This window comes from Actinoplanes cyaneus (genome assembly GCF_016862095.1).
GTDB classification, from domain to species: Bacteria; Actinomycetota; Actinomycetes; order Mycobacteriales; family Micromonosporaceae; genus Actinoplanes; species Actinoplanes cyaneus.
This window is the reverse complement of the sequence record NZ_BOMH01000049.1, coordinates 26,984-39,963: the sequence shown is the minus strand read 5'-3', so window position 1 is coordinate 39,963 and position 12,980 is coordinate 26,984. Positions and strand designations below refer to the sequence as shown.

The window sequence follows — 12,980 nt, the reverse complement described above, 5'->3', positions numbered from 1 at the left end:
AACCCGCCGTCGGCCCATTCCGGCGGGAACAGTCCCACCCGTTGGAGTCCGCGACGAGGCCGGTGGGCAGGGAAGCGGCGCGCTCGCTCTCCCGGCTGGTCCTCATGGTCGTTATTCGTGCCTCATAACGACCATGAGGACCAGCCGGACACCGCGACGCGCGCTGTCGCCGGAACTCGGGATCCACTCGCGGGGGCCGGCACCACGAACGGGGCGGTGAGATCCGTATCCCGCAGCGGGGGCTCACGATCCGTGGTCGCACAGCGCGCCCGGCCGGGCCGGCTCCGCGGCGGACGTGAGGAACGAGACGTTGCTCCGAGAAGCGAACCCACCCAGGTCAGGGATACCGTCGGGTCATGAGCGACAGCGTCAGTCGGCCCCGGGTCGGGCACATTCAGTTCCTCAACTGCCTGCCGATCTACTGGGGGCTGATGCGCTCGGGCGCGCTCCTCGACGTCGATCTGCACAAGGACACGCCCGACCGGCTCAGCGCCGCGCTCGTCGCCGGTGACCTCGACATCGGGCCGATCACGCTGGTGGAGTATCTGAAGCATGCCGACCAGCTGGTTCTGCTCCCTGACCTGGCCGTCGGCAGCGACGGGCCGGTGCTCTCGGTCAACCTCGTCACCACTCGACCCCTCGACGAGCTCGACAAACGGCCGGTGGCACTGGGCTCGACCTCGCGGACCGGGGTGCTGCTGGCGCAGATGCTGCTCTCCGAGCGGTATGGGGTGGAGCCGACCTACTTCCGCTGCCCGCCCGACCTGTCACTGATGCTGCGCGAGGCCGACGCGGCGGCGCTGATCGGTGACCCGGCGCTCCGGGCTCTGTATGAGGCGCCCGCGCTCGGCCTGCAGGTGATCGACCTGGCCGATGCCTGGCGGGAATGGACCGGCCTGCCGATGGTCTTCGCCGTCTGGGCGGTCCGGAAAGACTTCGCGGCAGCCCACCCCGGCCAGGTCAAGGACGTGCACGAGGCGTTCCAGCGCTCGAAGGAGCTGTGCCTCGGCGAGCTGGACGCGGTGGCCGAGGCGGCAGCGCGCTGGGAGCCGTTCGACGCGGCCACCCTGGCCAACTACTTCCGGGCCCTCGACTTCTCCCTGGGCGAGCGGCAGCAGCTGGGGGTTCGCGAGTTCGCCCGGCGGGCCGCCGCTCGCGGTGAGGTTCCGTCGCTGCCCGCCGAGGGCCTGGTCTTCGCCGACGTCTGACCGCCCGCACCGTCGCGCGCCCGGGGCTTCGGCCTCGAGACGAGTGGTGCAGGGCGGCCAGGCCCACGGCGGTCGGCCGGTGAGGATCCTGGCCGGCGCGCGGTCACGCGGTCAGGATCCTGCCCAGCGCCGTGGTCACGCCGTGAGGATCGTGTCCGGGGCGGCGGTCACGCGGTGAGGATCGTGTCCAGGGCGGCGACGTCCGCGGCGGTCAGCTCCCAGGTTGCGGCGGCGGCGTTCGCCCGGACCTGGTCGGCGGTGGTCGCGCCGGCGATCACACTGGTCACCGCGGGACGGGCGGCCAGACCTGCGATCGCGACGTCGAGCAGGCTGTGGCCGCGCTCGGCGCCGAACGCGGTGAGCGCCTCGATCGTGTCCCAGTCCGCGTGCTCCAGCCACGGCGCATAGCGGTCCTGGGAGAGCCGGGTGCCCGAAGCCGGTTTCTCGCCACGCCGGTACTTCCCGGAGAGCAACCCCGAGTCGAGCGGGAAGAACGGCAGCAGCCCCAGCCCGAAGTGCTCGCACGCCGGGACGACCTCGATCTCCGCATCCCGGTGCAGCAGGCTGTAGCGGTTCTGCGCGCTGATGAACGGCGACAGATTCGAGGCCCGGGCAGTCCAGTCGGCGTCGGCGATCTGCCAGCCGGAGAAGTTCGAATTGCCCAGATAGCGCACCTTGCCGGAGCGGACCAGATCGTCCAGCGCGGTCAGGGTCTCCTCGATCGGGGTGGACGGGTCCGGCTCGTGCAGCTGGTAGAGGTCGATGTAGTCGGTCTCCAGCCGGCGCAGCGACGCCTCGACCGCGCGGACCACGTAGCGCCGGGAGCCACGGGCGCCGAAGTCCCGCCCGTTCAGGCCCTCCATGTTCATGCCGAACTTGGTGGCCAGCACGACCTCGTCGCGACGGCCCTTCAGTGCGGCGCCGAGCAGTTCCTCCGAAGCGCCGTGCGGGGTGCCGTAGATGTCCGCCGTGTCGAACAGGGTGATGCCGGCGTCGATCGCCGCGTCGACGACCTCGCGGGTGCCGTCCTCGTCGAGCTTCCGGCCGAAGTTGTTGCAGCCGATGCCGACGACGGACACGACCAGGCCCGACTCGCCGAGGCGCCGGTAGCTCATCTCAGTCATGAGCCAAACCTAGTCCGCGTGATGCCGTGGCTCCGGGAAGACCCACACATCGCCGATGATCTATTGATACGGGTTGTAACGCGTCGAATGCCGATGCGTAATTTCTGAGAGGCGAAATCCCCTCAAGTCGGGTAGTCTCCAAGCCGCCGCGTCCATCGTGGACTCGCCCACGATCGGTTCACGATGGGCGCGGCCCCTTCGTCATGCCGCTCAGCAGTCGCGCACCGCTCAGCCACGCGCACACTCCGTCAGCCTGCCGTCACCCGGCGCCAATCGGGGCCGCTCCACGCTGGCGCGGGCTGCGCTCGACCGTGCCGTGCCGTGCAGGGCCGTGCCGGGCCGTGCCGTGCCGGCCGTGCCGGGGCTGCGCCGCGCGGGGCTGCGCCGCGCGGGGCGGCACGGGCCGCGCCGGGCTGCGCCGTGCCGGGGCCGCGCTGCGTCGGCCGCGCCGTGCCGGGCCGTGCTGGGGCGTGGCGGGCCGTGCTGGGGCGTGACGGGCCGCGCCGGGGCGTGCCGCTTGATCACTCCTCGGGTGGGGTTGCCAGATCTCGGTAGACGGGGCGCAACAGGTCGATCAGCGGGATGTGGCGGACCTTGACCGGAGGCGGATCCAGCGCACGCAACAGCAGCTCGGGCGGGGTGCCGCCACGGCCGGGGCGTTCCCGTAGCCGGCCGAGGCTCACAGCGGGGGAGTAGTAGTCGGCGAGCCGGTCGGCCAGCGGCTCCTCCGGAACCGCCAGCGGATCGAACGCCTCGCCCGGGTCGGCGGTGCCGCGCAGGGCGTCGAGCAGTGGCTCCCGGGCGCGGCCGCGCCAGGCCAGGACCAGGAACGGGTCGTCGTCGAAGGCCTCGGCCAGGACATACAGCGCGGCGGAGCCGTGCTTGCACGGGACGCCCCAGTCGGGACAGGAGCAGTCGATGTCCAGCTCCGACGGGAAGAGGGGCAGCCCGAGGTCGGTGAACAGGTCGACGATCTCGCGGGGCATCTCGCCGGCCAGCAGCGCGGCCCGGTACAGAGCCTGCGACCCCAGCGCCTCGGTGATCTGCTCCCACTGGGCGTCGTCGAACGCGGCGATGCGGATGGTCACCTGGTACGGCGTAGGCCGCGACCCCTGCACCCGAGCGACCACCTGCCCGGAGCTCAGCGCGAAGTCGATCACCTGGCCCTTGCGCGCGTAGGCCCGGCCGCGCGTGAGCCGCCCCGCGTCGCAGACACCTTCCAGCACGTCGACGAACCGCCGTGACCACCACTGCTCGCCGATTTTGCCCCGCTTCGAGCGGACCGCGAGCCCGCCGTCCACCTCGATCGCGCGCGCGGCCTCGTAGAAATGGCCGTCCCGGTCGAACGGCATCTCAGCCCACCGCCGCGGGGTCGAGCGCGAACAGCTCACGCAGCTGATCGGTGCTGAGGTCGGTGATCCACTCCTCGCCGGTGCCGACGACCGCGGAGGCCAGCGCTTTCTTCCGCTCGATCATCGCGTCGATCTTCTCCTCCAGCGTGCCGGTGCAGATGAACTTGCGGACCTGCACGTTGCGGGACTGCCCGATGCGGAAGGCCCGGTCGGTGGCCTGATCCTCGACCGCCGGGTTCCACCATCGGTCGAAGTGGACGACATGGTTCGCCGCGGTCAGGTTGAGGCCGGTGCCTGCCGCTTTCAGCGAGAGCAGGAAGATCATCGGCTCGTCGGCGGTCTGGAACCGCTCGACCAGCTCGTCACGGCGGGACTTGCTGAGCCCGCCGTGCAGCCACAGCACCGGCCGGTCCAGGTGCGCCGCCAGATACGGCTGCAGCAATGAGCCCCACTCCGCGTACTGCGTGAAGACCAGCGCCTTGTCGCCGTCCTCGACGATCTCGTCGGCCAGTTCCTCGAGCCGGGCCAGCTTGCCGGACCGGTCGGGTAGGCGCGAACCGTCCTTGAGCAGGTGCGCCGGGTGGTTGCAAACCTGTTTGAGCTTCATCATCGCGGCCAGCACGTTGCCCCGCCGCTGGATGCCCTCGGAACTCTCGATCTCGGCGATCATGTCCTCGACCACGGCCTGGTAGAGGGTGGCCTGCTCGGGGGTGAGCGAGCACCACACCTTCATCTCGTTCTTCTCAGGGAGGTCCGAGATGATGGTCTTGTCGGTCTTGAGGCGCCGCAGGACGAACGGCCCGGTCGCCCGTTTCAGAGCGGCGGTCGCGTCCTCGTCCTGCCGGACCTCGATCGGCTCCTGGAACCGGCGGCGGAATCGTTTGGCCGACCCGAGCAGACCGGGATTGCAGAAATCCATGATGGACCAGAGCTCGGCCAGATGGTTCTCCACCGGGGTGCCGGTCAGTGCCAGGCGGGTGCCCGCCGGGATGGCCCGGACCGCCTGGGACTGGCGGGTCCCGCTGTTCTTGATGGCCTGGGCCTCGTCGCACGCGACCCGGCCCCAGCCGATCTCCCGGAGAGTCTCGAGGTCGCGGGCCGCCGTGCCATACGTCGTGAGGACCAGATCGGCGGCGCCGACCGCGGCAAGGAACTCGTCACCGCGCTGCCGGGTCGCGCCGTGGTGCACATAGACCCGCAGGCTCGGGGCGAACCGGGCAGCTTCCTTGCTCCAGTTCGTGATCAGTGACATCGGGCAGATCAGCAGGGTGGGGGCCACCTCGCCCGGCGCCCGGCCGACCCGCTCGGTGAGCAGCAACGAGATGGTCTGCGCGGTCTTGCCCAGGCCCATGTCGTCGGCGAGGATCCCGCCGAGCCCGAGCCGGCCGAGGAAGTGCAGCCAGGAAAGGCCGCGCTCCTGGTAGGGCCGGAGGGCGCCCTGGAAGCCGTCCGGGGTCGGCATCGGGTCGAGCCGCTCCGAGGCCTGGCCGGAGAGCAGGTCGCCCAGCGTCCCGTCGGCGTCGACCTCGACGAGCGGCAGATCCTCCTCGCCGCCGTCAACCACCTGTTGCAGCACCTCGGCGGCGGTGAGCTCGCCCTCGCGTCGCTGGCTGACCGCTTTCAGCGCGGCCTTGAGCTGCCTGTCGTCGAGCTCGACCCACTGGCCTCGGACGCGGACCAGCGGCACCTTGAGCCGGGCCAGCTCGGCCAGCTCCGCGGGGCTGACCACGCCGTCACCGATCACCAGGTCGATCCGGAAGTCGACGATCTCGGTGAGGCCGAACCCGGAATCCGCGGCCGCCCGCGAGGAGCCGGCCTTGGAGCGCGACCGGGTGGTCAGCTTGAGGCCGACGCCCTTGCGCCCGGCCCAGGACGGCAGCTGCACCCCGAAACCCGCGGCCTGCAGCAGTGGCGCGACCTGACGCAGGAAGTCGTAGGCCTCGGCGGTGCTCAGCGTCATCGCGGCCGGCTGCTGCTCGCGCAGAGCCTCGTGCAGCGCCGGAAACAGGCGGACGGCGCGGCCCAGGCCGGTGAGCAGTGCCTCGTCGGGCCGGCGGGGCAGGCCGGGGAAGCGCTCACCGGCCCAGACCTGGGCGGCCGGAAGATAGATCCCGGAATCCTCGGCGGACTGGAGAGCGAACTCCAGATCCCACTCGTCCTCACCGGGCTCCGGCTCGAACAGGCGGAAGCTGACCCGGATCGGCGCGTTCGCCGCCTGTGCCGCCCGCATCCAGTCGTCCAGCGACTTGCGCAGCTCGCGCACCTCACCGGCGGGCGCCTCGGGCAGGGTCGGGTCGGCATCGGTCAGGGCGGCGACCCAGCGGTCGGGCAGCGGCGCTTTCCGCCCCGGGCGGTGCCCGCCGAGGATCTTCTCCGGCAGGGTGGCCCGGGCGGCGCCGTCGAGCAGGGTCTCCAGCGCATCCCGCAGGGTGCGCCCGGCGCCGGGGCCGTCCTCACCGCTCGCGGCAACGTCCGCCGGAGCGGCGCCTGCCCGGGGCGATCGGCGGGCGGGCGCGGGAGCGCTGAGAGATCGGACCACCGGTGGCATGCCGGCCGCGAAGTCACGATAGGTCGCCAGGTCGGGGCCGGTGAGGACGGAGCGCCAGCGAGCCGCGGGCACACCCTCCTCGATCACCAGCTGCGGGAGCATGCGGCCGTGCTGAGCCAGGTCGCACGCCCAGCCGGCGAGGAAGCACAGGTATCGCAAGGAGGCGCCGGGCATCCACGGAGCGGTCGGGTCGGGCTCGCCGAGCGCCGCCAGCAGGGCCATCGCGGACTCCCCGGGGACCGCGAGTGTCGGCACGGTCCAGGAGGCGAGCTTGACCCCGCGCGGCGAGCTCGTCTCGATCCCGGTCTCGGGTGAGGGCAGCGGGCCGCGCGAGGTGCCCGGCAACCTGACCGAGGACACCCCGGCGACCACTCCGGCCGGGAGGTCGAGAGCGGCGGTCAGCGCCTCGATGCTCGCGGCGAACGGGTGGGGCCGGACCTTGGAGCGGGACGCCGAGGACTCCTGAGTGGCGGGCTCCTCGGCCCAGAGCAGCAACCGGCCGGGCCGCCCGGACCCGGGCACCCAGCCGCCGTGAACGACGAGCACTTCCTCAACCCCCTGAGCAGTCCGTCGAGATTATCGGCCGGAGGACGGCTCGGCCCACTCCACCAACTCGTAAACGACCCCATTGGGGTCGGTGACCATGAGCAGTCGCTCGCCCCAGGGCTCCTCCCGGATGGGCAGCGACGGCTCGACACCCTCGCCGCGCAGCCTCGCCTGCTCGGCCTCGAGGTCGTCGACCACGAACGCGATGATCGTGCCCGCGGTGTGCACCTCCCGCAACGCCGGTGGCAGCACCTCCAGGCCGCGGCGCATGAACATCAGGTCGACCCCGGCGTCGTCGCGCCCCAGGGAGGCGAACCCCGGGGCGGCCATCCGTTCGGTGTAGCCGAAGTGATCCGCGAGAAACTTGCTGGAGGCAGGAACATCGTCGACGGTGAGAGCGATGGCGGATGACCGGACTCGCACGGTGCCTCCTCGAGAGCATTGAACAGCTAGAGCGTTAGCTGTACGCCGTACACAATACGCCGTACAAGAAAGGAATGCCAGCCATGGCGGAAGCCCGCCGCACCATCGACCTGCTCTGGTTTCCGGAGTCGGCCGAGCGCAAGCGCGGCCGCCGACCGGGCCTCAACGTTGCCCGCGTCGTCGAGACCGGCATCGCGGTGGCCGACGAGGAGGGGCTGGACGCGGTCTCCATGCGCCGGGTCGCGACCGAGCTCGGCGTGGTGCCGATGACGCTCTACACCTACGTGCCGGACAAGGCGACGCTGCTGGAGCTGATGCTGGACCGGGTCTACCTGGCGATGCCCCGGGCGGATCTGCCGGACCTGCCCTGGCGGGAGCGGCTGGCCGCGGTCGCGGCCGAGAACCGGAAGCTGGTCGAGGACCATCCCTGGGTTGCCGGGCTGCCGGCCAGCCGGCCGCCGCTCGGGCCGGGGCTGATGGCGAAGTACGAGCACGAGCTGCGCGCCTTCGACGGCTGCGGCCTCGATGATGTGACGATCGACTCGGCGCTGACCTTTCTGATCGGCTTCGTGCAGTCCTCCGCGCGGACCGCCGCCGACGTGCGCGCCGCGGCCGCCCGCAGCGCCGAGACCGATGTCGAGTGGTGGCAGGAGCGGGGCCCGATCTTCGAGGTCGTCTTCGACCCGCACACCTATCCGACGGCGACGCGGGTGGGCGCGGCCGCGGGGGAGGCGCTGGGCTCGGCGTACGACCCTGATCACGCGTACGTCTTCGGCCTGGAACGTGTCCTCGACGGCCTGGGCGTGCTGATCGAGGGACGGGCTGGCCGTGACCCGGGCCGCTGACGATCCCCGGGTGGTGGACGTACGCTTCCAGACGTGACGGCGAACCCGGAGATCGACAGAATCCTGCAGCGTGGCGCCGACGGCGGGCGGATCACCCCCGACGAGGCGCTGTTGCTCTACACGGAGGCCCCGTTCCATGCGCTGGGCGAGGCGGCCGACGCGGTCCGGCGCCGGCGTTATCCGGACGGCATCGTCACGTATCTGATCGACCGCAACATCAACTACACCAACGTGTGTGTCACGGCCTGCAAGTTCTGTGCCTTCTTCCGGGCGCCGAAGCACGGCGAGGGCTGGGTGCACCCGACCGAGGAGATCCTGCGCCGCTGCGGCGAGGCGGTCGAGCTCGGCGCGACCCAGGTGATGCTGCAGGGCGGCCACCACCCGGAGTTCGGTGTGGAGTATTACGAGGAGCTGTTCTCCTCGGTCAAGGGAGCGTTCCCGCAGATCGCGATCCACTCGATCGGCCCGAGCGAGATCCTGCACATGGCCAAGGTCTCCGGGGTCTCGATCGAGGAGGCGGTCCTCCGGATCAAGGCGGCCGGGCTGGACTCGATCGCCGGCGCCGGTGCGGAGATGCTGCCCGAGCGGCCGCGCAAGGCGATCGCCCCGCTGAAGGAGAGCGGCGAGCGCTGGCTCGAGGTGATGGCGGTCGCGCACCGTAACGGCCTGTCCTCGACCGCGACCATGATGATGGGCACCGGCGAGACCGCGGCCGAGCGCATCGAGCACATCCGGATGATCCGCGACGTGCAGGACCTGGCGGTGGCCAACGGTTACCGTGACGTCGCCGTCGAGGAGTCGCACGAGGTCGGCGGCTTCCGCGCGTTCATCCCGTGGACCTACCAGCCGGAGAACAACCATCTGAAGGGCCGCACCCAGGCCACCACGATGGAATACCTGCGGTTCATCGCGGTCTCCCGCCTGTTCTTCGACAACGTCGCGCACCTGCAGGCGTCCTGGCTGACCACCGGTAAGGACATCGGCCAGCTCTCGCTCCACATGGGCGTCGACGACCTGGGCTCGATCATGCTGGAGGAGAACGTGATCTCCTCGGCCGGCGCCCGGCACCGCTCCAACCTGCAGGAGCTGATCTCCATGATCCGCACGGCGGATCGGATCCCGGCCTGGCGAGACACGTGGTACAGGCATCTTGCCGTCCACCACACGCCCGCCGACGACCCGACCGATGACCGGGTGGTCTCGCACTTCTCGTCGATCGCGCTGCCCGGCGGCGGCGCCGGCCGGGCCCAGCTCCCCCTGGTGGACGCCAAGTAGGACCGAACGATCGACAGACGTAGGTGCGTCTGCCGATGCAGAGTGTCACGCATGCTAACCAGCAGCGTGTCACTGCTGACCGCAATCGTCACCTCGATCGTGGTGTTCTTCTTCGCCACGGCCTGGGTGTCGATGAAGGGTGCCCGAGAGGGTTACCGCAAGGCCAAGGCCGCGGTGCCCTCGGCGCGTAAGTCGATGTGGTCCGCAATCGGATCGTTGTTCAAGGTCGGCGTCCTGGTCGCGATCATCGCGCTGATCCTGGTGGCCTGGCAGGCGAGCGATCTGGCGGATGTCGCCGACGAGAAGCCCGTACCGAGCCCTTCGGCGGGCCGGACCTGACCGTTCGGCCAGGGTGGGGGTCGTCGGACCGGTGAGGGCCTGATTGCTCCTTCGTAACGAGCCCGCCTGTTGGCTGTACCGACTCGTTCCCGCTGGTTACGTTGCCTGCGTAAGGCATTGGCAAAACCTCATGCGTCGCCGGGCGGTCGAATTCGGTGACGAGCACTCGGACCCGACCGATGGCGGTCGTATATATAACGCACAAGGCGCGGGCGGGATGGGTGACCATCCCGCCCGTTCTGTTGTCCGGGGTGGTGGCAGCATGGACCGGGTGACACGCGCAGACCTGGACAAGCAGCCGCACGAGGTCGCCGAGATGTTCAACGGCGTGGCCAGGCGGTATGACCTCACCAACACCGTGCTCGCGTTCGGCCAGGATCGGGGCTGGCGGCATGCCACCCGGGCGGCGCTGGGCCTGCGGCCGGGGGAGCGGGTGCTGGATGTGGGCGCCGGCACCGGGGTCTCCACCGACGAGTTGGGGCGTTCCGGCACGTTCGCGGTGGGCGCCGACCTCTCGATCGGGATGTTGCAGGCGGGCCGGCGGGTCCGGCCGGACGTGCCGCTGCTGGCCGGTGACGCGTTGCGGCTGCCGTTCGCGGACGCCACGTTCGACGCGGTGACGATCTCCTTCGCGTTACGCAACGTGGTGGACACCGTCGCCGCGCTGCGTGAGTTCGGCCGGGTCACGCGGCCGGGTGGGCGGCTCGTGGTGTGCGAGTTCAGCACTCCGGTCAATCCGGCGTTCCGGACGGTGTACATGCAGTACCTGATGCGTTCGCTGCCGGTGGTGGCGCGAGGCGTGTCGAGCAACCCCGACGCGTATGTCTATCTCGCCGAGTCGATCCGCGCCTGGCCCGACCAGGCCGGCTTGGCGGGGCGGATCGCGGAGTCGGGGCCGTGGGACCGGGTGGGCTGGCGCAACCTCACCGGTGGCGTGGTGGCGCTGCATCGCGCGACGCGCCGCTGACGTCGCAGCCGGGAAGAGCACTCATCGCCGTACGGGAAAAGCGGCGGCCGCAAGCGAAGGCAAGCCGTCACCGGAAAGCGGACGGGGGCCGGCGGGGGAAGCCGTCGCCGGAAGGCGCGCCGCGATCGGAGTCAGAGGCGGGCCGAGACCGGCGTGTCTAGATCAACTCCCGCGTGTCGGTGACAAATCGGGCGTTTCGCGTACGCGGAGCGAAACGGCTGTTTAGCTCGAAGTCATGACGAAAATCGGGCAGCTAGAGGACACCGACATCGACATCGCGATCGACGAGGGCGAAGCCGGCGAGCGTCGCGCGACCGAGCTGGCCACGCGTATCCGGATGGTCGCCGCTCAAGATCCCCTGTTGGCGCAGGACCTGGTAGAGGAACTGATCGTCGCTTTGGACCGCGCGATGGACGGCACCATCCGAGATCATCTCGACGGTCCGGCACGTGGGATGGCTGAGCGGGTTTTGGGAGAATCTGACCCGATTCGTTAGGCGCGCTGAAACAATCCGGTCGCCCTGGGTGCAAAGATCGTCGATAGTCGGCCTAGACTCCGAACGAGGCATGCTTGTGAACTAATTCACGAGCACTGCAGATCGGAGGCTGCACCGTGAACGACCACTCGCCATCCACTGTCGCTGACGAAGCGGACGTGATCGTGGTCGGGGCTGGTCCCGGTGGCAGCGCGGCCGCCTACCACCTTGCTCGGCACGGCATTCGTGTCCTGCTGCTGGAGAAGACCGAGTTCCCGCGCGAGAAGGTGTGCGGTGACGGTCTCACCCCGCGTGCCGTCCGCCAGCTGGTGCGGATGGGCATCGACACCTCGGAGAAGGCCGGCTGGCTGCACAATCGTGGCCTGCGGGTGATCGGCGGCGGTGTCCGCCTCGAGCTGGACTGGCCGGAGCTGGCGAGTTTCCCCAACTACGGCCTGGTCCGCACCCGGATGGACTTCGACGACATGCTCGCCGAGCGCGCGGTCGAGGCCGGCGCCCTGCTGCGGACGAACGTGAACGTCACCGGCCCGGTCCTCGACGAGGACGGTCAGGTGATCGGCGTCCAGGCCAGAGTCGGTGAGGGCAAGGAGCCCGTCGAGTACCGTGCGCCGCTGGTGATCGCCGCGGACGGTGTCTCCGGCAAGTTCCCGCTGGCCCTCGGGCTGGCCAAGCGCGACGACCGCCCGCTCGGCGTGGCCGTCCGGCGCTACTACCGGTCCGCGGTCAAGGCGGACGACAACTACCTGGAGTCGTGGCTCGAGCTGCGCAGCGCGCAGGACCCGAGCCGGCTCCTCCCCGGTTACGGCTGGATCTTCGGTCTCGGCGACGGCCGGGTGAACGTCGGCCTCGGCATCCTGAACTCGTCGGACGCCTTCGGCAAGACCAACTATCGGCACCTGTTGACCGACTGGCTCGGCTCCACCCCGGAGGACTGGGGGATGCGGGACGAGGCGAACGCGGAGGGTCCGACGCTCGGCGCGGCGCTCCCGATGGGCTTCAACCGGGTGCCGCATTACACCCGCGGGGTAATGCTGGTCGGCGATTCGGGTGGCATGGTCAACCCGATGAACGGTGAGGGCATCGCGTATGCGATGGAGTCCGGCGAGCTGGCCGCCGAGGTCGCGGTCCAGGCGCTGGCCCGTCCGGCGGGTCCGGAGCGCGAGCGCGCCCTGCGGGCGTACCCGGCCGAGTTGAGCCTGCGGTTCGGCGGTTACTACCGCCTCGGCGGGGTGTTCGTGAAGCTGATCGGCAACCCGCAGATCATGCGGCTGGCCACCAAGCACGGCATGCCGCACCCGACGTTGATGAAGTTCGTCCTGAAGCTCCTGGCAAACCTCACCGACCCGCGCGGTGGCGACGCCATGGACCGCATCATCAACGGCTTGACCAAGGTGGCGCCCGCCGTCTGACGGCAGAATCGGGCACCCCGACCAAAGGGATACAAAAGCGAAAAACTAGTGTTAAGCGGCTAACAGTCGTACGGGAGTGAAGATGACGATCAACCCATACGTCCCGATCGTCGGGTTGCTGATCCTCGGCGCGCTCTTCGCGTTGTTCTCGGTGTCCGTTGCACCGATCGTCGGGCCGAAGCGTTACAACCGGGCAAAGATGGACGCCTACGAATGCGGCATCGAGCCCGCCCCCCAACCGGTCGGCGGCGGCCGATTCCCGGTGAAGTTCTATCTGACCGCGATGCTCTTCATCGTCTTCGACATCGAGACCATCTTCCTCTACCCGTGGGCCGTCTCGTTCCAGGCGCTCGGCCTGTTCGGTTTCGTGGAAATGGTCCTGTTCATCGTCACCGTCTTCATCGCCTACACGTACGTGTGGCGGCGCGGCGGCCTCAACTGGGACTGA

The 12,980-nt window shown here is 70.0% G+C and carries 12 protein-coding genes; 8 read left to right on the top strand and 4 right to left on the bottom strand.

What is annotated here, in order from left to right:
• Positions 1-356 precede the first annotated feature (356 nt).
• On the top strand, positions 357-1,208 hold the full coding sequence (locus Acy02nite_RS31950; RefSeq protein ID WP_203748697.1) for a menaquinone biosynthetic enzyme MqnA/MqnD family protein: 852 nt from the start codon (positions 357-359) through the stop codon (positions 1,206-1,208).
• A gap of 167 nt (positions 1,209-1,375) precedes the next feature.
• Here Acy02nite_RS31950 and Acy02nite_RS31945 read toward each other — a convergent pair whose 3' ends face one another.
• From Acy02nite_RS31945 to Acy02nite_RS31930, 4 genes are all read right to left on the bottom strand, one after another.
• A complete protein-coding gene (locus Acy02nite_RS31945) occupies positions 1,376-2,332 on the bottom strand; it encodes an aldo/keto reductase (RefSeq protein WP_203748694.1) in 957 nt (318 codons plus the stop codon).
• Between the two features lie 521 nt (positions 2,333-2,853).
• Positions 2,854-3,684, bottom strand: coding sequence for an SWIM zinc finger family protein (locus Acy02nite_RS31940; protein WP_203748678.1), 831 nt, complete (start codon positions 3,682-3,684; stop codon positions 2,854-2,856).
• A 1-nt stretch (position 3,685) separates the two neighbouring features.
• Positions 3,686-6,778 (bottom strand): DEAD/DEAH box helicase, encoded by a 3,093-nt coding sequence (locus Acy02nite_RS31935; protein ID WP_203748675.1) that lies wholly within the window; start codon positions 6,776-6,778, stop codon positions 3,686-3,688.
• A 30-nt stretch (positions 6,779-6,808) separates the two neighbouring features.
• Positions 6,809-7,201, bottom strand: a complete 393-nt coding sequence (locus Acy02nite_RS31930; protein ID WP_203748672.1) for a VOC family protein — start codon at positions 7,199-7,201, stop codon at positions 6,809-6,811.
• 83 nt (positions 7,202-7,284) lie between these two features.
• Here Acy02nite_RS31930 and Acy02nite_RS31925 point away from each other — a divergent pair, with 83 nt between their 5' ends.
• The 7 genes from Acy02nite_RS31925 to Acy02nite_RS31895 all read left to right on the top strand — a co-directional run bounded on the left by Acy02nite_RS31925 (position 7,285) and on the right by Acy02nite_RS31895 (position 12,980).
• On the top strand, positions 7,285-8,046 hold the full coding sequence (locus tag Acy02nite_RS31925) for a TetR/AcrR family transcriptional regulator (protein ID WP_203748655.1): 762 nt from the start codon (positions 7,285-7,287) through the stop codon (positions 8,044-8,046).
• 33 nt (positions 8,047-8,079) lie between these two features.
• Complete coding sequence (mqnC, locus tag Acy02nite_RS31920) at positions 8,080-9,321, top strand: cyclic dehypoxanthinyl futalosine synthase (RefSeq protein ID WP_203748652.1); 1,242 nt, start codon at positions 8,080-8,082, stop codon at positions 9,319-9,321.
• Between the two features lie 51 nt (positions 9,322-9,372).
• On the top strand, positions 9,373-9,660 hold the full coding sequence (locus tag Acy02nite_RS31915) for a hypothetical protein (RefSeq protein ID WP_203748640.1): 288 nt from the start codon (positions 9,373-9,375) through the stop codon (positions 9,658-9,660).
• Positions 9,661-9,922: 262 nt separating this feature from the next.
• A complete protein-coding gene (locus Acy02nite_RS31910) occupies positions 9,923-10,627 on the top strand; it encodes a demethylmenaquinone methyltransferase (protein ID WP_203748638.1) in 705 nt (234 codons plus the stop codon).
• 235 nt (positions 10,628-10,862) lie between these two features.
• Complete coding sequence (locus tag Acy02nite_RS31905; RefSeq protein WP_203748636.1) at positions 10,863-11,123, top strand: hypothetical protein; 261 nt, start codon at positions 10,863-10,865, stop codon at positions 11,121-11,123.
• 116 nt (positions 11,124-11,239) lie between these two features.
• Positions 11,240-12,532, top strand: a complete 1,293-nt coding sequence (locus Acy02nite_RS31900) for a geranylgeranyl reductase family protein (protein ID WP_203748634.1) — start codon at positions 11,240-11,242, stop codon at positions 12,530-12,532.
• Positions 12,533-12,614: 82 nt separating this feature from the next.
• Entirely contained in the window at positions 12,615-12,980 is a 366-nt protein-coding gene (locus Acy02nite_RS31895; protein ID WP_203748632.1) for an NADH-quinone oxidoreductase subunit A, read from the top strand.

Excerpts from the sequence above, each read along its gene's own strand:
- Acy02nite_RS31910 (WP_203748638.1), top strand. The coding sequence starts at position 9,923 with ATGGACCGGGTGACACGCGCAGACCTGGACAAGCAGCCGCACGAGGTC.
- Acy02nite_RS31945 (WP_203748694.1), bottom strand. The coding sequence starts at position 2,332 with ATGACTGAGATGAGCTACCGGCGCCTCGGCGAGTCGGGCCTGGTCGTG.
- Acy02nite_RS31905 (WP_203748636.1), top strand. The coding sequence starts at position 10,863 with ATGACGAAAATCGGGCAGCTAGAGGACACCGACATCGACATCGCGATC.
- Acy02nite_RS31925 (WP_203748655.1), top strand. The coding sequence starts at position 7,285 with ATGGCGGAAGCCCGCCGCACCATCGACCTGCTCTGGTTTCCGGAGTCG.
- Acy02nite_RS31895 (WP_203748632.1), top strand. The coding sequence starts at position 12,615 with ATGACGATCAACCCATACGTCCCGATCGTCGGGTTGCTGATCCTCGGC.
- Acy02nite_RS31915 (WP_203748640.1), top strand. The coding sequence starts at position 9,373 with ATGCTAACCAGCAGCGTGTCACTGCTGACCGCAATCGTCACCTCGATC.
- Acy02nite_RS31940 (WP_203748678.1), bottom strand. The coding sequence starts at position 3,684 with ATGCCGTTCGACCGGGACGGCCATTTCTACGAGGCCGCGCGCGCGATC.
- Acy02nite_RS31950 (WP_203748697.1), top strand. The coding sequence starts at position 357 with ATGAGCGACAGCGTCAGTCGGCCCCGGGTCGGGCACATTCAGTTCCTC.